Below are 21,827 nucleotides of genomic sequence, written 5' to 3'. Positions count from 1 at the left end.
TTTCGATGTGCCGGTGAACATCGTCGGAACGCTGGACCGTTTGCCGCGACCGGTGCGTAGGAGCCGGCCAACGCCGGCTGCAAGCCAAGCCCGGCGTCAGGGCTCGAAGGCGGGGAGCAGGGTGCGCGAGAGATCGGCCACCAGCGTCTCGCGCTGCGGCGAGGGGCGCCAGAAGCTGCGCGTCGCGATGCCGCTCTGTTCCCATTCGGGGTGGTTGCGCGCGGGCTGCGCACCGCGCACTGCGGTTGCCGCGGCGGCCGCGGCGCGCGTGGGCGCGTCGCCGTCCTCGGGCATTTCGGAGGCCTGGGCGCTGATGCGCTGCGTCGCCGCATGCCCGCGCTGCTCCAGCGCCTGCGTGAGCTTGAGCTGCCAGGCAACCAGTGTGAACAGCACGCCGTCTTCCACCGTGACCTCGTGCACGTCGCGCAGCTTGTTCGCGAGCTTGCGGCCCAGCGGCCCCCAGCCCTGCGACACCGCGCCGCCGATGGCGCCGCCCAATGCCGCGCCCGCGCCGAGCGAAATGCCCGCCACCGCGAGGTCGGCCACCACGCCCACCGCGGCGCCGATGACGGCGCCCTTGCCCAGGCGCAGGCCCGCGTCCTTCATCGCTTCGGGGCTGAAGAAATCGAGCGTCCAGCGGCCTTCGATCGCCTGCAGCGGCGCCTCGTCGGCATCGCCCTGGCGAAAGCCGTAGAGCGCGAGCAGGTCGTCGGTGCAGCGCTGGGCCTTGTCGAACACGGTCTTGCGAAGGGCGGCGACGAGGGTTTCGCGCCGCGCCGTGTCAGCAAACTCGGCGGCCGACACGGTGCGGCGGATCGCTGCGGCATCGACCAGCAAGCCGGCGATGCGCGTGCAGGCGGACCGGCGGCGTTCGGCGGCCTCGGCATCGAGAAAATCGGCCACGCCGCGCAGCTGGTCGCGGCGCTCGCGCAGCAGCGTGGCGAGGTCGTTGTACAGGTCGCGCTCGGCGCCGACGAAAGGCGCGGCCGCATCGAAGCGCACCTGCACGTGCAGGCCGTAGGCCGAGAGCAGCTCCTTCCACGCGGGCTCGCGGCTGGCCGCATCGCGCACGAAGTTGAGCACCGGCAGCACGGGGCGCGCGCAGGCGTTGAGCAGCTCGATCTCGTCGCGGAATTTCGGCAGCACCGGCTCGCGCACGTCGATGACCAGAAAGGCCGCGTCGATGTCGAGCATCGTGCGCAGCACCTTGGCCTCCTGCTCGAACACACCGTGGGCTTCGGGGCCCTGCAGGAACTGGCGGATGCGCTCGGGCGGCGTGGCCCCTGCGTCGAAGCCCGCGAGGTGCTCGCGCAGCGCCACCGCGTCTTCCAGGCCTGGCGTGTCGAAGAAGCGCACGGCGGTGGTGCCGTCCACGTCGAGATCGGCCGATTCGACATGGCGCGTGGTGCCCGGGCGCTGCGACACCTCGCCGAAGTTGACGCGCCGCGTGAGCGTGCGCAGCAGCGAGGTCTTGCCCGCGTTGGTGTGGCCGACGACGGCGATGCGGATGGCGGCTTCTTGCGTCATGGCGTGGGGTCCAGCGCCTGCAAGGCGGTGTCGAGCCGGTCGCTGGCCGCGATGCGTTCGAGGCCGGTGTCGCGCAGCCAATCGGTCCAGCGGGTGGTTGCATCGTCGCTGGTCGCGCCGGCCAGCCAGAGCCGGCACTCGCCGCAATGCGCGAGCACTTCGCGCAGGAACCGTTCGGTGCCGCGGTCGGGGCTCGATGCGGCGTGGCACACCAGCAGCACGGCGCGCGGGCGGGCCTGTGCCAGCTGGTCGAGCAGCGTGCGGCGGGCGGGGGCGCTGCCGTCGATGCGCTGCACGTGCGCCGCATCGACGGGCAGGCCTGCGGGCGGCCAGGGCATGTCGGGCGGCAGCTCGAAGCCGATGACGAAGAGCGCGTCCTGCAGTTCGGAGGGCGCCGGCCGGGCGGGCGCGGCGCCGCGCGTGCGCCCCGGGTCGGCATCGACGATGGCGGCCGGCGCGAGCGCAGCGAAGCGCGCGAGCAGCTTGCGGTAATAGGGCTCGCTCCAGTCGGGCTGCAGCGCCTTGCGGCGGCTGCGCCAGACGGCGGCACTCAACAGCACGAGCGCCAGCCGCGGCAACAGGCCGTAGACCACGATGCAGCCGGTCAGCCACATCGCCCAGGTGCGCTGGCCTGCGGCGCCGGGCGAGGCGGAAAGCACGGTGGCCGCGTCGGGCACCGGAAAGCCCAGCTGCGACGGCGCCCAGCCCAGCACCTGCACGGCACGCACGAAGAAGGCCGGATCGAGGATCGTCGTCTCCCAGCTCAGCGTGTAGCTGCGAAAGGCCAGCGCGAACAGCATCGCGGCCAGCACCACGGCGAACGACAGCGACCAGATGCCGTGGCTCACGAGTCCGAAGGCCCACGGCAACAGACGGGCGCGCGTCAGGAGGCCGGTGGTCGCGCGCACCAGCAGCGGTGCCTGGCCGCGCTTGCCGCCCGCCGCGCGCGCGGTGAGCGACAGCCAGATCCAGCCGAGCGACGCGGTGCCGAACGCGCCCGACGGCAGCCACAGGCCGGCAAGCCACAGCAGCAGCGTGAGCGCATGCAGGCCCAGCAGGCTCACGAGCGCGACGATCACGTTGATGTGCCGCTCGCCGCCGCCCACCACATTGCCCGCGAGGACCAGCCCCGCCACGACGATCAGCGCCACCAGCGCGAGCAGCACCCAGGGCGCCCACTGGCGTGCGCGCGTCATTTCGGATTGGAGCCCGATGCGTTCGCCCAGCTGCAGGGCGCGTTCGGTGATGCGGGCATGGCCGTCGCTCGCACGCGAGGCGGCGGTGCGCAGGGCCTGCGCGTCGTCGAGCGGACCGCGCTCTTCGGTCCATCGGATCGCCTCGGTGATCACCGCATCCGGAAAGGCAGGTTCGCGCAACGCGGTGTTGATCAACAGGGTCCTTCTCGCAAGTGGCCGGGTCGTGCCCCGCGGCGTGCCGGGGCGCCGGAATTATGCCCGGCGCCTTGCGAGCGGCCATGAGAAACGGGGCCGCATGCGGCCCCGTTCTCGAAGGGATGTCGGATCGAAAAAAGCGCGGTGCGTTCTCAGCGAAGGCCGAAGAACGACAACACGGCCACAACGACCACGACCAGACCGACGATATAGATGATGGAATTCACGCGAGGACTCCTCGTTGATTGGGATGAATCAAGGATCGGGCTTCGGCGCCGCGGCCGATGTCGGCGGGAGGCGGCGGGTGCTGTAGGACTCGCGAAGCGCACCGGCCATGACAAATCTCCGGTTTGGGCGGCTTTGTCAGCGCGCGCCGGCAGATGTGACCATTGTTTGCAATGCGCGGCGCGCATCCACGCAAGACTCGGGCGCTTCCAGAAAGCAGAGAGGCCCCGCCATGCGACCTTCCGATCAGTCGTCCTTCACAGGCACCCACCCCGCGCACCCCGGCGCCCGTTCGCTCCGGCCGGCCGATGCCCCGGCCATGCATCCCAACGCGCAACTGCTCCCTACGCTGTTCGACCGCCTGCGCGACGAAGCCCCGAGCCGCGAGAGCGAGCTGCCGTCCGAATACGCGGTGACGCCCGCGCAGATGCGCAGCATCGTGCAGCGCGACCTGGCCTACCTGCTCAACACCACCAACGCCGAAGACCTGATCGATCGCACACGCCATGCCGAGGCGGCGTCCTCGACCATCAACTTCGGCGTGCCGCCGCTCGCGGGAAGCTACCTGTCGGAGCGCAAGTGGGCCGACATCGAACGCATCATCCGCCGCGCCATCCAGGACTACGAGCCGCGGCTGATCCCCGAGACGGTGACGGTCGTGCCGCTCATGAAGGAGGGCGGCGCGGCCGGTGACTACAACGTGCTGCTGTTCGAGATCCGCGCGCTGATCCACCTGAGCCCTTACCCGCTGGCCTTCACCGTGCAGAGCGCGGTCGATCTGGAAACCAACCGCATGCGCGTGATCTCTTCCGCGCGCTGATCCTTTCATCACAACAGCAGACTTCATTCAGGGAAAACACGCCACCATGGACCCGCAACTCCTCGACTACTACAACAAAGAGCTGGTCTACATGCGCGAGGCCGCGAGCGAGTTCGCGGCCTCGCACCCGAAGATCGCAAGGCGCCTGGGCATGCACGGCATCGAGGTGGCCGACCCGTACGTGGAGCGGCTCATCGAGTCGTTCAGCTTTCTCTCGGCACGCATGCAGATCAAGCTGGACGCGGAGTTCCCGCGCTTCACCCAGCGGCTGCTCGAGGTGCTGTATCCCAATTACCTGAGCCCCACGCCGTCGATGGCGGTGGCGCAACTGCACCCGAGCGTGAAGGAGGGCGACTTCACGCGCGGCTTCGCGGTGCCGCGCGGCACGGCCTTCCATGCGCGCGTGCCGGCGGGCGAGGAAACGCCGTGCGAGTTCCGCTCCAGCCAGGACGTGACGCTGTGGCCCATCGAGATCGTCGATGCGAAGCTCACCGGCGCGCCGCCCGACATTCCCGCGCTGGAGCGCTACCTGCCGCCGCACGTGCAGGTGACGGGCGCGCTGCGCCTGAAGCTGCGCACCGTGGGCGAGATGGGCTTCGGCGCGCTGGTCGGGCTCGACCGGTTGCCCATCTACCTGCGCGGCAACGAGCACGTGGCCTCGCACCTGTTCGAGCTGCTGCACACCTCGGCGGTCGCCACCTTCGTCGGCGAGCCTGGCCGATTGATGGAGCGGCCGCATGTGGTGACCGACGGTGCGCTGGTGCACGAAGGGCTCGCGCCGGGACAGGGGCTGTTGCCGCTCGCGTGGAACACCTTCCATGGGCACAACCTGCTGCACGAATACTTCGCGTGCCCGGAGCGCTTTTACTTCTTCACGCTGACCCAGCTGGCGCCGGGCCTTGCGCGCGTGCAGGGCAAGGAGGTCGAGATCCTCGTGCTGCTGAGCAAGCCGCCGGGGCCGCTGGGCGCGCTGGTCGATGCGGGGCAGTTCGCGCTCTTCAGCACGCCGGTGGTCAACCTCTTCGAGCGGCGCACCGACCGCATCGAGCTCAACGCGGCGCAGCCCGAGTTCCACCTGGTGCCCGACCGCTCGCGGCCGCTCGACTTCGAGGTCTATTCGGTCCAGCGCATTGCGGGGCAGCAGGCGCAGACCACGGCCGAGATGGAGTTCCGCCCGCTCTACCAGACGCTCAATGAAGACGAGGGCAACCACGGCCGCTACTTCTCGGTGCGCCGCGAGCCGCGGCTCGTGTCCGACACGGCGCGCAAGTACGGCACGCGCACGCCGTACATCGGCACCGAGGTGTTTCTTTCGCTGGTCGACCAGCACGAGGCGCCGTATCCGGAGAGCCTGCGCTACCTCTCGGTGAAGGCGATGCTCACGAACCGCGACCTGCCGTGCCTGGTGCCGCGCAACGGGCATTCGGATCTGGCGGTGTCCGATTCGATCCCGGTGTCGGCGGTGGGCCTGATCCGCCCGCCGAGCACGCCGAAGTCGCCGTTCGCGCAGCGCGAAATCGCCTGGCGGCTGATTCGCCAGCTGGGCTTCAACCACCTGCCGCTGGCCGACATGCCGCACCGCGAGGGCGCGCAGGCGCTGCGCGACATGCTGCGGCTGTTCGTCTCGGCCGACAGCGACGTGCTGCGCCGGCAGATCGACAGCCTCGTGGGCTCGCGCATCGAGCCGGTGACGCGGCGCCTGCCGGGCTCGGGGCCGCTGATCTACGGGCGCGGCGTGCAGTGCACCCTGAGCGTCGACGAAGAGGGCTTCTCGGGCACGAGCCCGTACCTCCTGGGCGTGGTGCTGGAGCACTACCTCGCGCGGCACGTGAGCATCAACGTGTTCACGCAGACGACGCTCGAATCGATGCAGCGCGGCACGGTGGCCAGGTGGCCCGTGCGCATGGGCGGGCGCGGGATCGTCTGATACCCAGTGCGTTCGAAAAGATAAAACCGTTCACGCTGAGCTTGTCGAAGCGCCGCGCGAGGCTTCGACAAGCTCAGCCCGAACGGTTTTTGTGGATTGACGGCCAACTCGAGTCAGGACGGGTCAGCGTTTCTTGACGGGCCCCAGCGCCTGCTCGATCAGCCAGCGCATGGCCGCGCGGACCTCTTTGGCATCGGCGCCCGCGTCGATTTCCAGCGCGGCGCGGTCGAAGGCGGCCGACAGCAACTGCGACAGCGCATCGACGGAGACTTGGCCGCGCCCCATGCCCGCGCGCTTCAAGCCCTCCCGCAGCGACTGCGCCGCGTTGGCATCGTCGATCGCCATGGACTCGGCCATGCCCAGCACCGCGGGGCCATCGACCAGCAGGAGCCGCGTGCGGCCCGGCACGGTCATGGCGTCCAGGTAGGCCTCGCTGCCCTGGAGCAGCGCCTCGCGCGGGCCCAGCCGCTCGGGCGTCGCGGCCTCGATGTCGGCCGCGACCGCCATCGCCTCGCGCGCGAGCACCTGCCGGAACAGGTCGCGCTTGTCCGCGAAGTGGTGGTACAGCGCGCCGCGCGTGATGCCCGCGGCCTGCGCGATTTCGGGGGTGGAGGTGTCGCCGTAGCCCTTGCTGACGAAGAGCGCGCGGGCGGCTTCGATCAGTGCGAGCTGGGTGGTTTCGGTGCGTTCGCGGTTGGTGACCATGGGAGGTAATTTACATGCAGGCTGTCTGTAGGTTAATATTCAATTTACGTACAGTCTGTATGTTTTATGAAAGGACCTGTCCCATGCTTCCCATGAAAGTCACGAGCTACTACCCCGTCGTCATGACCGAAGACGTGGCCGGCACCGCCGCCTTCTACCAATCGCACTTCGGCTTCGTGCCGCTCTTCACCAGCGACTGGTACGTGCACCTGCAGCTGGAGGGCGAGCCTTCGGTGAACCTGGCCGTGCTCGATGGCCGCCACGAGACCATTCCCGCGCCGGCGCGCGGCCAGGTGGTGGGCGGGCTGCTGCTGAACTTCGAGGTGGACGACCCCGACGCCGTTCACGACCGGCTGAAGGCGGCGGGCCTGCCGATCCTGCTGCCGCTGCGCGACGAGGCTTTCGGCCAGCGGCACTTCATCACGCGCGATCCGAACGGGGTGCTGATCGACATCATCAAGCCGATCCCGCCGAGCGGGGAGTTCGCGGCACAGTACGAGGCCGGCGCGCTGCCGGCCTGATAAGAGGGCCGCCGTTATCTCATTTCCGCGCGAAGCTCCCGCACGCCGCGGCCGAGCTTGCGGCGAAGGAGGTTCCGCAGGGTCGAGGCATCGGCATAGCCGACCGCTGCCGCGATCGCCTCGAGGTCGCCGCCGGACGCCACGAGTTGCTTGGCGTGCTCGATGCGCAGGTCCTGGAAGAACGCGAGGGGCGACTTGCCCAGCACCGCTTCCATCCGGCGCTGCAGCGTGCGCGGATGAACATGCAACGCATCCGCGCAGGCCTGCAGCGAGAACCCTTGCGCGAGGTGCTCGCGCGACCAGCGCTCGAACCGCGCCATCAGCGGATCGGCATGGGCCACGAAATCCGGAATGATGTACTGCGCCTGCGAGGAGCGGCTGTCGACCAGCATCAGCCGCGCCACGCGCGCCGCCAGCTCGGGGCTGGCCTGCCGGACCAGCCAGAGCGCCAGGTCGAGGTGGCCCATCATCGCGCCCGCCGTCACCACGCCGCGCGATGTGATGACCATGCGCGAATCGTCCAGCTTCACCGCCGGATAGCGCTGGCGAAAGAGGGGCGCGAGCGACCAGGTCGTGGTCGCCTCGCCGTGGTCCAGCAGCCCCGCGTCCGCGAGCAGGAAGGTGCCGATGCAGGCGGCGGCGATGCCGATGCCCTCCGCATGCCAGGCGCGGAGGTGCGCCTTCGCTTCGCACACATCGCGCCGCCCCAAGGCTTCCACGAGGCTCACAGGCTGCTTGGCATTCAGCGCCGGCACCACCACCCAGTCGGGCCGCCCGAGCGCGCCCGCCGGCTCGACCATCGTGGTGAACCCCATGGCCGTGCGGATGCGCCTTCTGACGCCGACGAGCCGCACGTCGAATGGCGGCGACGTTGCCCCTTGCAGCATGGCCAGTTCGTTCGCCGTGGCAAAGGTGTCCAGCAGCGCGGTGAGGCCGGTGTCGAACGCGCCGCCGAGGGCGAGGATGCAAAGCTTCATGTCGTGAATCGCACCAAAGATGTCGTTTGCGACTGTAGCCCAGAGCGGGACCGCTGCCTAAACTGGCTGCATGACGAAACATCACGATGAAAGCCGGCTCGACAACCCGCCATGGTTCGCCCTCGCCACGAAGCAGGCGCATCTGGGGCAGTGCGCAGAACTCGCCGCCCGCTACCACCCGGAGGTCGCTGCGTTCGCCGGCGTGGCGAACACGACGCCCGAGGCCTTCCGTCAGCTCGGCCTGCTCGTCGCGCCGGGCGAGCACGTGCTGCTCACGGCGCTGGAGCCGTTGCCGCCGGTGGAAGGGGTGCACGCCGAGCGCCTGTTCGCGGTGTGCCAGATGGTGGACACCGCCGAGGCTGCGAGCGCGACGCAAGACGACGTGCTTCGGCTGGCCGCCGCCGACGCGCCCGAGATGCTGGCACTGGCCCTGGAGACCAAGCCCGGCCCCTTCGGCCCGCGAACGCACGAGATGGGCAACTACATCGGCATCCGGGACGGCGGGCGCCTCGTTGCGATGGCGGGCGAGCGGATGCGCCTGGACGGCTACACCGAGATCAGCGCGGTCTGCGTGACCGACGCGAACCGCGGCAAGGGCATCGCGGGCCGCCTCATGAACATCCTTCGCCGCGAGATACGCGCGCGCGGCGAAACACCTTTCCTGCATGTCCGCGACGACAACGCGACGGCCATCGGGCTCTACGAACGCCTGGGGTTCCAGACCCGGCAGACGTTTCACCTCTACCGGGTGGGTTTCGACTAGGCCCTGAGCGCTTCGTCTTCGTCGAGCGAATCGCCCAGGAAGCCGCCGCTCTGGTGCGCCCACAGGCGCGCATAGAGGCCGCCCTGCGCCATCAGCGTGCGGTGGTCGCCTTCTTCCACCACGCGGCCTTCGTCGAGCACGATCAGCCGGTCCATCGCCGCGATGGTCGAGAGCCGGTGCGCGATCGCGATCACCGTCTTGCCTTCCATCAGCGTGTAGAGGCTCTGCTGGATCGCGGCTTCCACTTCGGAGTCGAGCGCGCTGGTCGCCTCGTCGAGCAAGAGGATCGGCGCGTCCTTGAGCATCACGCGCGCAATGGCCACGCGCTGGCGCTGGCCGCCCGAGAGCTTCACGCCGCGCTCGCCCACGTGCGCCTCGTAGCCGCGCCGGCCGCTCGCATCGCCCAGCGTCTGGATGAAGTCGTGCGCTTCGGCGCGTTTGGCCGCGGCCTCGATCTGCGCATGCGTCGCATCGGGCCGGCCGTAGGCGATGTTGTCGGCCACCGAGCGGTGCATGAGCGAGGTGTCCTGCGTGACCATGCCGATGTGGCTGCGCAGCGAGTCCTGCGTGACATGCGCGATGTCCTGCCCGTCGATGAGGATGCGGCCGCTCTCCAGGTCGTGAAAGCGCAGCAGCAGGTTCACCAGCGTGGACTTGCCCGCGCCCGAGCGGCCGACCAGGCCGATCTTCTCGCCGGGCTTCACGGTGAGGTTGAGGTCGTCGATCACGCGGCGGCCTGCATCTGCATAGCGGAAGCTCGCGTGGTCGAAGCGCACTTCGCCGCGCGGCACGTCGAGCACGCCGGCGTCGGTTGCGTCGAGCACGGTGCGCGGGCGCGAGAGCGTCTTCATGCCGTCCTGCACCGTGCCGATGTTCTCGAACAGGCTGGTCATCTCCCACATGATCCAGTGCGACATGCCCTGCAGCCGCAGCGCCATCGCGGTGGCCGCGGCCACCGCGCCCACGCCCACCGTGCCGTGCGACCAGAGCCACAGGGCCGTGCCCGCCATGCCGGCCGTGAGGCCCATGCTCAGCGTGTGGTTGACGATTTCGAATGCGCTCACCAGGCGCATCTGGCCGTAGCCCGTGTGCATGAACTCGCGCATCGCATCGCGCGCGAAACCCGCCTCGCGCTGCGTGTGCGAGAAGAGCTTGACGGTCGCGATGTTGGTGTAGGCGTCGGTCACGCGGCCGGTCATGAGCGCGCGCGCATCAGCCTGCGCCTTGCCGACCTTGCCCAGGCGCGGCACGAAGTAAACGAGCGAGCCGATATAGAGCGCCAGCCAGATGACGAAGGGCCACACCAGCTGCGCATCGAGCAGGCCCACCAGGATGATCATGGTCGCGACATACACGCCCATGGCCACCAGCACGTCGGCCAGCACGAAGATGGTGTCGCGCACCGCGAGCGCGGTCTGCATCACCTTGGCCGTGATGCGGCCCGCGAACTCGTCCGAGTAGAAGGCCATGCTCTGGCCCAGCATCAGCCGGTGGAAGTTCCAGCGCAGGCGCATCGGCAGGTTCACCGCCAGCGTCTGGTGCTTGACGATGGTCTGCAGCGCCACCACCCCGATGCTGACCACCAGCACCGCGGCCATCCACAGCAGCATGTCGCCGCGCTCGGCCCACAGCCGCGCGGGCACCTGGCCGCCGAGCCAGTCGACGATGCGCCCGAGGATCGCGAACAGGGCGGCCTCGAAGATCGACATGACGGCCGTGAGCGCCGCCATGACGGCGATCTTGCCGCGCACGCCGTGCGTGCAGGCCCACAGGAAGGCGAAGAAGCCTTGCGGCGGCAGGGGCGGTTCGGCGGCGGGGTAGGGGTGGAGGAGTTTTTCGAAGAAGCGGAACAAGGACACGGTCTCCCAGAGAGCCTTGGACTGTAGCCGCGCCCGCAAGTCCTTGCCCTGAAAAGGTGCGTTGTTCTAGCGCTTGCGAGGCTTCGCGACGGCGGGCGGCGTTGCCTTTGGTTCCAGCGCGCCGAGCCGCTCGCCCAGGAAGTCGATGAAAGTACGCAGCTTGGGCGCCATGTACTGCCGGCTGGTGTACACCGCGAAGAGCGTGACGGGCTCGGCCGCGTACTCCGGCAGCAGCCGCACGAGGCGGCCCTCGGCGAGGTCGTCGTCGATGAGCCACAGCGGCATGAACGCGATGCCCATGCCCGCATGCACCGCGTGCAGCGTGAGCGTGGTGTCGTCCGAGCGCATCGCCGGCGTGAGGCGCAGCGGCAGCATCCGCCCGCCCGGTCCCTTGAGCGCGAGGTTGTCCAGGTTCACGTAGCTCGGCACGATCGCGCCGAGCCGCGCCAGGTCGGCGGGCAGCGCGGGGCAGCCGCCCATGCGCTTCAGGTAATCGGGCGTGCCCGCGAGGTGAAAGGGCACGCGGCACAGCGGCCGCGCGATCAGCGCGGGCGAGGGCTCCTGCGTGGCGCGCAAAGCGAGGTCATAGCCATCGGCCGCGAGATCGACCTTGCGGTTCTCCAGGTGCATGTCGACCAGCACTTCGGGAAAGCGCTCGCGGTAATCGGCGAGCACGCGCGCGAAACGCGGCGTGGCACACCACACCGGCGCGCTCACCTTGAGCTGGCCGCGCGGCGCCTCGCTGGTCTGGCCGATCGCCGCCTCGGCCGCATCGAGCAGGTCGAGCGCGCGGCGGCTCTGCTCGTACCAGGCCGTTCCGGCTTCGGTCAGACTCAGGTGGCGGCTGGAGCGGTGCAAGAGGCGCGCGCCGAGCGACTTCTCCAGCTGCGCCACATGCTTGCTCGCCATGGGCGGCGACATCGAGAGGCGCCCGGCCGCGGCCGTGAAGCTGCCGGCTTCGACGACCTCGCGGAACACGCGCAGGCTGGTCATGCGGTCCATCGATGGTTTCCTCGGAAGAAATGATTCGATGCATCGTAGCCGGTCGATTTCCTTTGAGGAAATGTCTACAGTCGATCCAACGCTTGAAGGAGCATCGACTTGACCCACGACAACCGCACCTCCCGCCTCCCCACGTACTTCATCTCCCACGGCGGCGGCCCCTGGCCCTGGATGAAGAAGGAGATGGGCCCCACCTACGACCAACTGGCCGCCTCGCTCGCCGACATGCCGCGCCAGATCGGCCGCACGCCCAAGGCCATCCTCATGGTGTCGGCGCATTGGGAGGCCCCGGCTTTCACGGTGCAGGGCAACCCGAAGCCGCCCATGATCTATGACTACGGCGGCTTCCCGCCCCACACCTACGAGGTGCGCTACGACGCGCCCGGTTCGCCCGAACTCGCGCAGCGTGTGCAGTCGCTCATCGCGGCGGCCGGCCTGCCGGTGCAGATCGATCCCGAGCGCGGCTACGACCACGGCATGTTCTCGCCGATGGCCGCGATCTATCCGAAGGCCGACGTGCCGGTGGTGCAGCTGTCGCTGCGGCGCGGGCTCGATCCGGCCGAGCATCTCGCACTGGGCCGCGCGCTCGCGCCGTTGCGCGACGAAGACGTGCTGATCGTCGGCAGTGGCCTGAGCTATCACAACCTGCGCAACTTCGGCCCGCAGGCGCATGGCGTCTCGAAGGCCTTCGACGACTGGCTCGACGCCGCGGTGGTGAAGGGCGCGCCGGCCGAGCGCGCCGCGCACCTGAAGAACTGGGAAGCGGCGCCCGCCGCGCGCATGGCGCATCCGCGCGAGGAGCACCTGATTCCGCTGATGGTCGCGGTCGGCGCGGCCGAGGCGGATGCCGGCGAGCGCGTGTACCACGAGGACGCCTTCATGGGCGGGCTGGTGGTGTCGAGCTACCGCTTCGGCGCGGCCTGAGGCATTGCGGGTACTCGCACCGGGTCGCTTCGGCGCGCGCCGCAGGTCAAGGCCGGCGCCCGGCGCCCTCGGCATCGACCAGCCCGACGCGGGTTTGCTTGCCCCAGGTGCCGCGACCGGTCAGGAAGGTCCACCAGCCCCATGCGGCGCCGGTGTGCCGCAGGATCTGGAAGGTGAAGGGCTCCACCAGCGCGGCCAGCAAGGCGTGCGCCATGTGGGCTTCGCCGGGGCGGCCGATCCAGCGCCGGTACAGGTGCACCGACCACAGGTGAAAGGCCAGGTCGAGCACGATCTTCGCGCCGATCACCCCGGCCACCGGCGCGAGCACGCCGAAGTCGCCGCGCACCAGGTACATCAGCAAGAGCCCAAAGGCCGCCAGCCCGTAGAGCGGCTGCAGCGTGTCGATGGCTTTGACCGGCAGCATCAGCGTGCCCAGCCATCCGTAGCGCCGGTCGCCCACCATGGCGCGGTACCAGTACTGCGTTTGCAGGAAGCCGCCGAACCAGCGGCGACGCTGCCGCAGGAAGGCGCCGGTGCTGCTGGGCGCATCGGTGTGGGCCTGTGCGTCGCCGAGCACGCGCACGGTCCACGCGAGGCCATGCGCTTCTGCATGGCGGTGCAGCCGGTGGATGAGCTCGTAGTCCTCCACCAGGCAGTCGGTGTCGAAGCCGCCCACCGCGCGCACCGCCTCGAGCCGAAAGCCCGCGAAGGCGCCCGAGATCAGCAGCAGCCCGTTGACGCGCATCCACGCATAGCGCGAGAGAAAGTTGCGGATGTATTCGTAGGTCTGGAACCACTGCAGGCAGCGCCCGGCCAGCGTGCGGCTGCACACGGGGGTGATGACGCCGGTGGCGGCCACCAGGTTGGGCTCGGCGGCGAAGGCGCGGCGCACCGCGCCGATGGCGCCCTTGTCCAGCAGCGTGTCGCCGTCCACGGTGAGCACGGTGTCGGTGTCGATGCACAGCATCGCCGCATTGAGCGCCACCGCCTTGCCGCCATGGGGCAGGCGCAGCCAGTAAAGACCGGGGTGCAGCGTGCTCGCCTCGCTCAACGCGCCGGGCGCGGGCGCCGTGAGGCCATAGCGCGCGGCGAGCAGTTCTGCTGTGGCGTCGGTGGAGCCGTCGTCCGCGATCACGATGCGGTCGGGCCGGTCGTCCTGCCCGAGCAGCGCAGCAAGCGTGACCGGCAGCACCGCGGCCTCGTTGTGCGAGGCGACGATCACGCCCAGCGTGGTGCGGCGCGGGCTGCCTCCGGGGGCAGGAGCAGGCGGGCGCAGCGACCGCAGGATAGGCAAGGTCTTCCACCCCACGAACAGCAGCAGCACGGTGTCGTAAAGCACATAGGCCACGCCCACCGACCAGGCGCGCACGTTGCCGATGCGAAACGCCATCGCGAACAGCAGTGCCCAGAGCACGAGCACGCCGCCATGGATCAGCCAGCTTCGCAGCGGCGTGGCGGGCGGGGAAATCCGCGGCGATGCGGCCTCGAAGGCGCGTTGGAGTGAATCGTTCAAGACAAAGCCGCAAAAAAATGACGAGGCCGAGGGTGGTCGGCGGCGAACGGAGTACGCAAGAACCCGACCAGCGGTTTCAAGGCGGCGGGAAGGTCCAGCGCAATGCCGGGACAATCGGGCGTGCCGAAGACTGAGTGCGTCCTGCCCTGAAAATTCCCCGCATGCCCCAACAAGAAAACCGCTACACCCGAACCGCGATCGCACTGCACTGGCTGGTGGCCGTGCTCATGGCGCTCAACATCGCGCTGATCCTGCTGGTGGACCACTATCCCGACGAGTGGGTGCGGCCCGCCGTCGACACCCACAAGTCCATCGGCATCACGGTGCTGGGGCTGGTGATTCTTCGCATCCTCTGGCGCGCCACGCACCGGCCGCCGGCCATGCCCGGCTCCTACGGGCGGCTCGAACGCGCGGCCGCGCATGCGGCGCACGGTGCCCTCTACCTGCTGATGATCCTGCTGCCGCTGTCGGGCTGGATGCACGATTCGGCCTGGAAGGATGCGGCCACACACCCGATGCAGCTCTTCGGGCTGTTCGAGTGGCCGCGTATCGGCTGGATCTCGGCCATCGAGCCGACCTTGAAGGAAAGCTGGCACACGGTGCTGGGTGGCGTGCACACCTGGGCCGGCTATGTGCTGTATGTGCTCTTCGGCCTGCACGTGCTGGGCGCGCTGAAGCACCAGTTCTTCGACGGCGAAGCCGAGCTCCAGCGGATGCTTCCCTGACCGCCTCGCGAAGGTCGGAACACGCCGGACTACACCGGACTACGCGGCCGGCTCGGCCGGGCTGCGCTGCAGCATGCCCATGAGGAAGGTGTGCAGCAGCGCCTCGCGCGTGGCGAGCAGTTGCGGCGTCGCACGGCCCAGGTGCCCGCCGCTGGTCTCCTCGTACAGCCACGCCTGTGCATGGCCCAGCGCCCGCATGCGCGCCACCATCTTGCGCGCGTGCGACGGGTGCACGCGGTCGTCGTTGCGGTTGCCGATGAAGAGCGTCGGCGGATAGGCGACGCCCCCGCTCGCGTTCTTCAGGTTCTGCAGCGGCGACCAGCGCGCGAGCACCGCGCGGTCCGCCGCCACCGCCGGGTCGCCGTACTCCTCGATCCACGACGGCCCCGCGGTGAAGCGCGTGAACTCGAGCATGTCGGTCAGCGGCACGCGCGCGACCGCGGCGCCGAAGAGCTCGGGCCGCTGCACCAGCACGGCCGACACCAGCGCGCCGCCGTTGCTCGCACCGTAGATGCCCAGCCGCCGGGGGCGCGTGATGCCGCGCCGCACCAGGTCTTCGGCGACCGCGATGAAGTCGTCGAACGCGGCCTGCCGGCGCGCTCCCTTCGCCGCCTCGTACCAGCTGGCGCCGAACTCGCCGCCGCCGCGGATGTGCGCCAGCACGTAGACGCCGCCGTAGCGCAGCCAGTTGATGCCGGGCATGCGCTGGTAGTCCAGCTCGAGCGCGATGCCGAAGCCGCCGTACCCGTACAGCAGCGTCGGCGCATGGCCGTCCATGGCCAGCGCGGCGGGCGCGATCACCGTGTAGGGAATGAGCGTTCCATCGGCCGATCGCGCCTCCAGCCGCTGCACCCGGAGGCCTGCGGCATCGAAGAAGGTGGCCTGCCGCTTGAGCGGCGCCCAGGGCTGGGGCTCGGCGACGTCCATCAGCCCGAAGGTCTGCGGCACGAGCGGCGCCTGCGTGGTGAGCCACACCAGGTCGTTCTGGTCGGAGCGGTCGGCGCGGATGCCGACCACGCCGGTGTCGGGCAGCGCCACTTCGCGGGGCTCGAAGGTCTCGCCGGTCCAGCGCAGGAACAAGAGGCGCGGTTGCAGGTTGTCGGACCATGCAATGGCGAAACCGTCGCGCACGCGCTCCCAGCGGATCAGCCGCTGGCGCGGTGCCGTGGACAGCAGCACGTGAAAGCGCCGCTGCGGCTGCGTCGCGGTGGCGATGGGCGTGGCGAGCACGCTGCCCGCGGGGTGGCGCGCGGTGCCGTCGTCGAAGTCGCTGCGCAGCCAGAGCACCAGCCAGCCTTCGCTCAGCCAGGTGGTCGCATCGAGCGGGAGGTCCAGCAGCGGCGAGAGCGTGTCGCCCTGCAAGAGCTGGTAGCGGTTCTGGAAGAAGCTCAGGCGCCGCCCGACCAGCGCGGCGGCGGGCCGCCCCTCCCTGGGGTCGAGGGTGTCGATCGACATGCTCATGTCGGCCGCCTCGCCGCGCACCAGCTCGGGCGCTTCGGCCAGTGCGCTGCCGCGGCGCCAGCGGCGAATGGTCAGCGGGTAGCCGCTGCGGCTGAGCGCGCCGCCGGCGGACTCGGTGGCCACCAGCACCTCGTCGTCGCCGTACCAGTCGGCCCATTGCTTGGCCAGGGGCAGGCGAAAGCCCGCCGCGACGAACTGCCGGGAGGCGAGGTCGAACTCGCGCACCTCGGTGCGGTCCGCGCCGCCGGGCGAGAGGTAGACCAGCGCGCGCTCGCCGTTGGGGCTCAGCACGTAGGAGGAGAAGGTCCAGGCGCGGCCTTCCTGCTGGCCGAGCTTGTCCAGGTCGATCAGCACCTGCCAGTAGGGCCGCTCCTTGCGGTACTCCTCCAGCGTGGTGCGGCGCCACACGCCGCTCGGCTGGCTGGCGGTGCTGTAGAAGTTGTAGAGGTGGCCGCGGTGCGGGCGCACGAACTGGATATTGCTGTCGCGCGCGGACACGGCGGACAGCGTGTCCTCGTAGCGGCGCGCGTAGTCGGGCAGGCCGGTGATCAGCTGCCGGGCCTCGGCCGTGCGCGCCTGCACCCAGGCCAGCGCCTCGGCGCCGTCGGGTTGTTCGAGTGCGGTGGAAAGATCGGTGGTGTCCTGCGACCAGGCGGCGAGCGGTTGGACGAGGGGCTGCGACAGGGCGAGCAGCGCGAGCTGGCGGCGATTCAACAGGGTCATGGATGGGGCGGCCTGCGCCACGCATCGGGGGCAGGCCGTTGGCCTCTCTGCTTTTTTATTCGTTGAAGGGCGGGCGACCTGTTCGGCGGGCGCTGCGGCGGATTCTATGCAGGGCATCCTGGCGGCCCGCTGCGGCGCGGAAGGCCGCGCGGCAAAATCGGGGGATGCCTCTGACCCCCGACAGCCCTGACACCCCTGAAGCGTCCGCGGCGCGCAACGACATCGCGCGCATCGACGCGCTCTCCACCCACCACGACCCCGTGCACGACGGCGTGCGCGTGCGCTGGCGCCGCTTCGGCACCGACACGACCAAGCCGCCCATCGTGCTGCTGCACGGCGGCCACGGCAGCTGGATGCACTGGCTGCGCAACGCCGATGCCTTGTCGGCCGGGCGCACGCTGCTCCTGCCCGACATGCCGGGTTTCCATGATTCCGATGCGCCGCCGCGCGTGGCACCCGGCGAAGACTCGCTGCTGCCGTTGCTGAACGCCCTCGGCGGCACGCTCGATGCGCTCGTCGGCGCGGGCACGCCCATCGACCTGGGTGGCTTCTCGTTCGGCGGCCTCACCGCCGCGCGCTTCGCGGTGCAGCGCGGCGCGGTGCGCAAGCTCGCGCTCTTGGGCAGCGGCGGCCACGGCACGCTGCGCCGCATGACCGCGCAGATGATCAACTGGCGCACCGCCCCCGACCGCGAGGCCGAGCGCGCCGCGCTCCTGCACAACCTGGGCGCGCTGATGCTGCACGACACCGCGACCGTCGACCCGCTGGCCTTCGAGATCCACGACATCTCCTGCCACGGCACACGCTTTCGCAGCAAGGAGGTGTCGCAGGCCGGCGGTTTGCGCAAGGCGATCGACACGCTGGGCGTGCCGACGCTGCTGCTCTGGGGCGAATACGACGTCACGGCCGATCCGCGCCCGCTGGTGGCGCTGCTCGCGAGCGAGGGGCCGGACCGCGAAGGCGTGGTGATCGACGGCGCGGGGCACTGGGTGCAGTACGAGCGCGCCGCCGAGACCAACGCGCGGCTCGTGAAGTTCTTCGGCTGAACTTCGCCGCGGGTTGCGGCGGTTACTGCATTTACTGCTTCGTGAGGCCGAGCTTGCGGATGGTCTCGGCCCACTGGTCGTAGGTCGTGCGCGTCAGGTCGGCCAGCTGCTGCGGGGTCGACGATTCGGCTTCGTAAGCGCCCTGGCGGAAGAAGTCTCGCGTGGCCGGCATCGCCAGCACCTGCGCGAGCGCCGCATTGAGCTTGGCGACCACCGGCGCCGGCATGCGCGCCGGGCCGTAGAAGCCGAGCCAGCTGGCCATGTCGACGCCGCTCACGCCTTGCTCGGTCATCGTGGGCACGTCGGGCAGCATCGGGCTGCGCTTGGGCGCCGCCACCGCCAGCATGCGCACCTTGCCGGTGGCCGTGTTCTGGATGGCGTTGGGCGCCGCGTCGAAGTAGTACTGCACGCGGCCCGCGAGAAAGTCCTTCGCCGCATCGGCGCCGCCCTTGTAGGGCACGTGCACCACGTCCAGGCCCGCCTGCCGCGCGAAGGCCTCGCCGTAGATGTGCGACGAGGTGCCGGTGCCGAACGAGGCGTAGCTCATCTTTCCGGGGTTGGCCTTGATGTAGGCGATCAATTCCTGCACGTTGCGCGCCGGCACGCTCGCGTGCACCGTGAGCACCAGCGGCCCGCGCGCGCCGAGCGAGATGGGCGTCAGGTCCTTGAACGGGTCGTAGCGCACCTGCGCCAACGTCTGCGGGTTCTGCGCGACGACAGAGGAGGGCGCGTACATGAAGGTGTAGCCGTCGGGCGCCGCGCGGATCACCTCTTCGGTCGCGAGAATGAAGCTCGCGCCTGGCCGGTTCTCCACGATGACCGGCGTCTGCAGCACCTCGCCGAGCTTGTTGGCGACGAAGCGCGCCTGCGAATCGGAGGCGCCGCCCGCCGCCAGGCCGAGCACGATGCGGATATTGCGGCCCTTTTCGGGAAAGGCCGCGGGCGAGGCTGCGAGCGAAGACAGCGGCGAGGCGACCGCGCCGAACGCGCCGATCGTGCCGACCGCGAGCCACGCGGCCGCGCTGCGTCGGGTGATGAAGAAAGAAGAAGCGCTCATTGCTTGGCCAAGCCTACCTGCTGCACCATCGCGCCCCAGCGCTCGTAGGTCGAGCGCGTGATGCCGGCGAATTCTTCCGGCGTCGTCGCGCCCGCTTCGTAGCCGCCGGTGCGATAGAACTCGCGCACCTGCGGCATCGCCAGCACCTGCGTGAGCGCCGCGTTGAGCTTGGCGACCACCGGTGCCGGCATGTGCGCCGGCCCGTAGAAGCCGAGCCAGCTGGGCAGGTCCAGCCCCGCGATGCCCTGCTCGGCGAAGGTGGGCACGTCGGGCAGCGCCGGGATGCGCGCGTTCGCCGCGATCGCCAGGATCTTCACCTTGCCCGAGGCCGAGGTGATGACGGCCGAGGAGGCCGAGTCGAACATGTACTGCACGCGCCCGCCGATCAGGTCTTTCGCCGCGTCCGAGCCGCCCTTGTAGGGGATGTGCACCGCATCGACGCCGGTCTTCTTCACGAAGGCCTCGCCGTAGATGTGCGACGAGGTGCCCGCGCCGAACGAGGCGTAGCTCACCTTTCCGGGGTTGGCCTTCACGTAGGCCACGAGTTCCTTCACGTTGTTGGCGGGCACCGTGGTGCTGACCGACAGCACCAGCGGCCCGCGCCCGCCCATCGAGATGGCGGTGAAGTCCTTGAACGGGTCGTAGGGCACCTGCGCGAAGGTGTGCGGGTTCTGCGCCATCGTGGAGGAGGGCGCGTACAGCAGCGTGTAGCCGTCGGGCAGTGCGCGCGACACCTCGTTGGCCGCGAGCATGGTGCTCGCGCCGGGGCGGTTGTCCACGATCACGCTGGTGCCCAGCACCTCGCCGAGCTTCTGCGCCACGATGCGCGCCTGCGCGTCGGTGCCGCCGCCGGCGGTGAAGCCCACGACGATGCGGATCGGTTTGCTGCGCGACGGAAAGTCCTGCGCGAACGCGAGCGGCGCCAGGCCCAGCAAGGCTGCGGCGCCGAGGGCCGCGCCGAATGCACGGCGGGTGCCGTTGGGTGTCTTCATCGATGTCTCCGTTGGAATGTTCTTCTTATATTGATTTAGAAAATCATAAAAATCCATATTAACTAGGGAATACCCCGAAGAAATGGCTTTTATGGCCTTTTGTGTTTGACAAAATGAACATTGAAATCAAAATACGACGAAACAGCCCATCCAAGACAACCATCCATGAAAACTGTCGTCCGCACCGACGAGCGCATCCTGTCCTCCGACATCTTCGACCGCGACAGCCGCGTCAAGCGCCCTGACCACGGCAGCTGGGCCGAGCCCGGCAAGAACATTCCGGTCTATCACCGCTGCGGCGTGCTGGTGGTCGGCGGCGGCCCGTCGGGCACCGCGGCCGCCGCAGCCGCGGCCCGCGCGGGCGCCGACGTGGCGCTGCTCGAGCGCTACAACCACCTGGGCGGCCTCTCGACCGGCGGCCTCGTGATCTGGATCGACCGCATGACCGACTGGGAAGGCAAGCTGGTGATCCGCGGCTTCGCCGAAGAGCTGTTCGATCGCCTCCCCGCCGACGCCATCGCCGGCCCGCAGCGCGAGGACTGGGGCTCGCAGGACACGGCCAAGGCCGCGCACTGGTCGCAGCGCACCGCCGCCTACCACGGCGTGGTCACCTGGTCGCCCACCATCGACCCCGAGCGCTTGAAGCTGCTCTCGCAGGAGATCGTGCTGGAGCGCAAGGTCAAGCTCATCTACCACTCGTGGGCCGCGATCCCGATCGTGCAGGACGGCGCCGTGAAGGGCGTGGTCTTCGAGAGCAAGGAAGGCCGCATGGCCATCATGGCCGACGTGGTGGTGGACGCCACCGGCGACGGCGACCTGTTCGCCCGCGCCGGTGCCACCTACGTGAACGACATCGAAGAGGCCGACGTGCACCACTGCATGAACACCTCGTGGCTCTTCGGCGGCGTGGACATGAACCGCTGGATCGAATTCAAGGCCGGCCAGCCCGAAGCCTTCGCCGGCTTCATGGCGCGCGGGCGGGAGCAGCTGGGCCTCTTCGAGCGGCCGTTCGTCTCGTGGCGCAACGACGTGGCGCTCTTCATGGGGCCGCGCCAGTCGGGCTACTCGGCGCTCGACGTGGACGATCTCACGGCGGTGGAAGTGCGATCGCACCGCGCCATGGCCGCGCACCTGGACTACTTCAAGGCGCATGCGCCGGGCTTCGAGGATGCATACCTCATGCTGAGCGCGCCGCAGATCGGCGTGCGCCATGCGCGGCGCCTCTCGGGCGTGGGCGCGGTGCTGCGCAGCCAGTGGCCCGACGGCGTGCCGCTCGCGGACGAGATCGGCGTGTCGCCTGCGGTGTCGCCGAAATTCCCGAACATCTCCATTCCCTACGGCGCGCTGGTGCCGCAGCAGCTTGACGGCCTCGTGGCCTGCGGCCGCCACATCTCGTGCGACCGCAATTCGCACGGCTTCATGCGCGAGATTCCGCAGTGCTGGATCACCGGCCAGGCCGCGGGCGTGGCGGCGGCGCTGGCCTCGCGCGGCGGCATCGCGCCGCGCTTCGTGGACACCGGCGCGCTGCAGTCCGAATTGCTGGCGCAGGGCGTGTACCTGCGGACCGGCGGCGAAGGCGGAGTTGGGCAGGGCGCGGCATCCGTCGCGGCCGAAGCCAGCGTCTGAACTCACTTCTCTTCGCCATGAACCCGGCCGATCTCGTTTCGCG

At 69.6% G+C, this 21,827-nt stretch carries 18 protein-coding genes; 8 read left to right on the top strand and 10 right to left on the bottom strand.

The features are described 5' to 3' along the window. Positions 1-96: 96 nt before the first annotated feature. Positions 97-1,527, bottom strand: a complete 1,431-nt coding sequence (locus JC881_RS04490; RefSeq protein ID WP_198784456.1) for a GTPase/DUF3482 domain-containing protein — start codon at positions 1,525-1,527, stop codon at positions 97-99. Continuing rightward, entirely contained in the window at positions 1,524-2,918 is a 1,395-nt protein-coding gene (locus JC881_RS04485; protein ID WP_198784455.1) for a DUF2868 domain-containing protein, read from the bottom strand. The genes JC881_RS04490 and JC881_RS04485 overlap by 4 nt, the downstream gene beginning before the upstream one ends. Before the next feature lie 457 nt (positions 2,919-3,375). On the opposite strand from JC881_RS04485, the gene tssE reads away from it, so the two are divergent. Further along, positions 3,376-3,963 (top strand): type VI secretion system baseplate subunit TssE, encoded by a 588-nt coding sequence (tssE, locus tag JC881_RS04480; protein WP_443083328.1) that lies wholly within the window; start codon positions 3,376-3,378, stop codon positions 3,961-3,963. Between the two features lie 46 nt (positions 3,964-4,009). Then, entirely contained in the window at positions 4,010-5,890 is a 1,881-nt protein-coding gene (gene tssF, locus JC881_RS04475) for a type VI secretion system baseplate subunit TssF (protein ID WP_198784454.1), read from the top strand. A 123-nt stretch (positions 5,891-6,013) separates the two neighbouring features. Here the strand turns inward: tssF and JC881_RS04470 are convergent, their stop codons facing one another. Beyond that, positions 6,014-6,595, bottom strand: coding sequence for a TetR/AcrR family transcriptional regulator (locus JC881_RS04470; protein ID WP_198784453.1), 582 nt, complete (start codon positions 6,593-6,595; stop codon positions 6,014-6,016). Positions 6,596-6,687: 92 nt separating this feature from the next. Between JC881_RS04470 and JC881_RS04465 the strand changes: the two genes are divergently transcribed. Continuing rightward, on the top strand, positions 6,688-7,116 hold the full coding sequence (locus JC881_RS04465; protein WP_198784900.1) for a VOC family protein: 429 nt from the start codon (positions 6,688-6,690) through the stop codon (positions 7,114-7,116). A 14-nt stretch (positions 7,117-7,130) separates the two neighbouring features. Here the strand turns inward: JC881_RS04465 and JC881_RS04460 are convergent, their stop codons facing one another. Continuing rightward, complete coding sequence (locus JC881_RS04460; protein ID WP_198784452.1) at positions 7,131-8,093, bottom strand: GlxA family transcriptional regulator; 963 nt, start codon at positions 8,091-8,093, stop codon at positions 7,131-7,133. Between the two features lie 70 nt (positions 8,094-8,163). Between JC881_RS04460 and JC881_RS04455 the strand changes: the two genes are divergently transcribed. Continuing rightward, a complete protein-coding gene (locus JC881_RS04455) occupies positions 8,164-8,856 on the top strand; it encodes a GNAT family N-acetyltransferase (RefSeq protein ID WP_198784451.1) in 693 nt (230 codons plus the stop codon). On the opposite strand, the gene JC881_RS04450 is transcribed toward JC881_RS04455, so the two are convergent. Then, positions 8,853-10,709, bottom strand: coding sequence for an ABC transporter ATP-binding protein (locus tag JC881_RS04450; protein ID WP_198784450.1), 1,857 nt, complete (start codon positions 10,707-10,709; stop codon positions 8,853-8,855). The genes JC881_RS04455 and JC881_RS04450 overlap by 4 nt on opposite strands. A 72-nt stretch (positions 10,710-10,781) precedes the next feature. Further along, a complete protein-coding gene (locus JC881_RS04445) occupies positions 10,782-11,717 on the bottom strand; it encodes a LysR family transcriptional regulator (protein WP_198784449.1) in 936 nt (311 codons plus the stop codon). A gap of 99 nt (positions 11,718-11,816) precedes the next feature. On the opposite strand from JC881_RS04445, the gene JC881_RS04440 reads away from it, so the two are divergent. Continuing rightward, positions 11,817-12,641, top strand: a complete 825-nt coding sequence (locus tag JC881_RS04440) for a DODA-type extradiol aromatic ring-opening family dioxygenase (protein ID WP_198784448.1) — start codon at positions 11,817-11,819, stop codon at positions 12,639-12,641. Between the two features lie 46 nt (positions 12,642-12,687). On the opposite strand, the gene JC881_RS04435 is transcribed toward JC881_RS04440, so the two are convergent. Beyond that, positions 12,688-14,154 carry a glycosyltransferase family 2 protein gene (locus JC881_RS04435; protein WP_198784447.1) on the bottom strand — a complete coding sequence of 489 codons (1,467 nt, stop codon included), beginning with the start codon at positions 14,152-14,154 and terminating at the stop codon, positions 12,688-12,690. A 161-nt stretch (positions 14,155-14,315) separates the two neighbouring features. Between JC881_RS04435 and JC881_RS04430 the strand changes: the two genes are divergently transcribed. After that, positions 14,316-14,879, top strand: coding sequence for a cytochrome b (locus JC881_RS04430; protein WP_198784446.1), 564 nt, complete (start codon positions 14,316-14,318; stop codon positions 14,877-14,879). Positions 14,880-14,918: 39 nt separating this feature from the next. On the opposite strand, the gene JC881_RS04425 is transcribed toward JC881_RS04430, so the two are convergent. After that, complete coding sequence (locus JC881_RS04425; RefSeq protein WP_198784445.1) at positions 14,919-17,063, bottom strand: prolyl oligopeptidase family serine peptidase; 2,145 nt, start codon at positions 17,061-17,063, stop codon at positions 14,919-14,921. A gap of 164 nt (positions 17,064-17,227) precedes the next feature. On the opposite strand from JC881_RS04425, the gene JC881_RS04420 reads away from it, so the two are divergent. Continuing rightward, positions 17,228-18,109: an alpha/beta fold hydrolase gene (locus tag JC881_RS04420; protein WP_198784444.1), complete on the top strand. Its 882-nt coding sequence runs from the start codon at positions 17,228-17,230 to the stop codon at positions 18,107-18,109. A 31-nt stretch (positions 18,110-18,140) separates the two neighbouring features. On the opposite strand, the gene JC881_RS04415 is transcribed toward JC881_RS04420, so the two are convergent. Together JC881_RS04415 and JC881_RS04410 are read right to left on the bottom strand one after the other, a co-directional pair. Further along, on the bottom strand, positions 18,141-19,166 hold the full coding sequence (locus tag JC881_RS04415; protein ID WP_198784443.1) for a Bug family tripartite tricarboxylate transporter substrate binding protein: 1,026 nt from the start codon (positions 19,164-19,166) through the stop codon (positions 18,141-18,143). After that, complete coding sequence (locus tag JC881_RS04410; protein ID WP_198784442.1) at positions 19,163-20,158, bottom strand: Bug family tripartite tricarboxylate transporter substrate binding protein; 996 nt, start codon at positions 20,156-20,158, stop codon at positions 19,163-19,165. The genes JC881_RS04415 and JC881_RS04410 overlap by 4 nt, the downstream gene beginning before the upstream one ends. Positions 20,159-20,323: 165 nt before the next feature. On the opposite strand from JC881_RS04410, the gene JC881_RS04405 reads away from it, so the two are divergent. Then, positions 20,324-21,784, top strand: coding sequence for an FAD-dependent oxidoreductase (locus JC881_RS04405; protein ID WP_198784441.1), 1,461 nt, complete (start codon positions 20,324-20,326; stop codon positions 21,782-21,784). The last annotated feature ends 43 nt before the right edge of the window (positions 21,785-21,827 follow it).

Origin of the sequence: Variovorax sp. IB41, assembly GCF_016405905.1 — a bacterium.
In the GTDB taxonomy this organism is placed as follows: domain Bacteria; phylum Pseudomonadota; class Gammaproteobacteria; order Burkholderiales; family Burkholderiaceae_C; genus Variovorax.
This window is presented reverse-complemented; position numbering and strand designations above follow the sequence as displayed.

Coding starts and splice junctions, on each gene's coding strand:
- JC881_RS04490 (WP_198784456.1), bottom strand. CDS start 1,527: ATGACGCAAGAAGCCGCCATCCGCATCGCCGTCGTCGGCCACACCAAC.
- tssE (WP_443083328.1), top strand. CDS start 3,376: ATGCGACCTTCCGATCAGTCGTCCTTCACAGGCACCCACCCCGCGCAC.
- tssF (WP_198784454.1), top strand. CDS start 4,010: ATGGACCCGCAACTCCTCGACTACTACAACAAAGAGCTGGTCTACATG.
- JC881_RS04470 (WP_198784453.1), bottom strand. CDS start 6,595: ATGGTCACCAACCGCGAACGCACCGAAACCACCCAGCTCGCACTGATC.
- JC881_RS04465 (WP_198784900.1), top strand. CDS start 6,688: ATGAAAGTCACGAGCTACTACCCCGTCGTCATGACCGAAGACGTGGCC.
- JC881_RS04460 (WP_198784452.1), bottom strand. CDS start 8,093: ATGAAGCTTTGCATCCTCGCCCTCGGCGGCGCGTTCGACACCGGCCTC.
- JC881_RS04455 (WP_198784451.1), top strand. CDS start 8,164: ATGACGAAACATCACGATGAAAGCCGGCTCGACAACCCGCCATGGTTC.
- JC881_RS04445 (WP_198784449.1), bottom strand. CDS start 11,717: ATGGACCGCATGACCAGCCTGCGCGTGTTCCGCGAGGTCGTCGAAGCC.
- JC881_RS04430 (WP_198784446.1), top strand. CDS start 14,316: ATGCCCCAACAAGAAAACCGCTACACCCGAACCGCGATCGCACTGCAC.
- JC881_RS04425 (WP_198784445.1), bottom strand. CDS start 17,063: ATGACCCTGTTGAATCGCCGCCAGCTCGCGCTGCTCGCCCTGTCGCAG.
- JC881_RS04420 (WP_198784444.1), top strand. CDS start 17,228: ATGCCTCTGACCCCCGACAGCCCTGACACCCCTGAAGCGTCCGCGGCG.
- JC881_RS04415 (WP_198784443.1), bottom strand. CDS start 19,166: ATGAGCGCTTCTTCTTTCTTCATCACCCGACGCAGCGCGGCCGCGTGG.
- JC881_RS04410 (WP_198784442.1), bottom strand. CDS start 20,158: ATGAAGACACCCAACGGCACCCGCCGTGCATTCGGCGCGGCCCTCGGC.
- JC881_RS04405 (WP_198784441.1), top strand. CDS start 20,324: ATGAAAACTGTCGTCCGCACCGACGAGCGCATCCTGTCCTCCGACATC.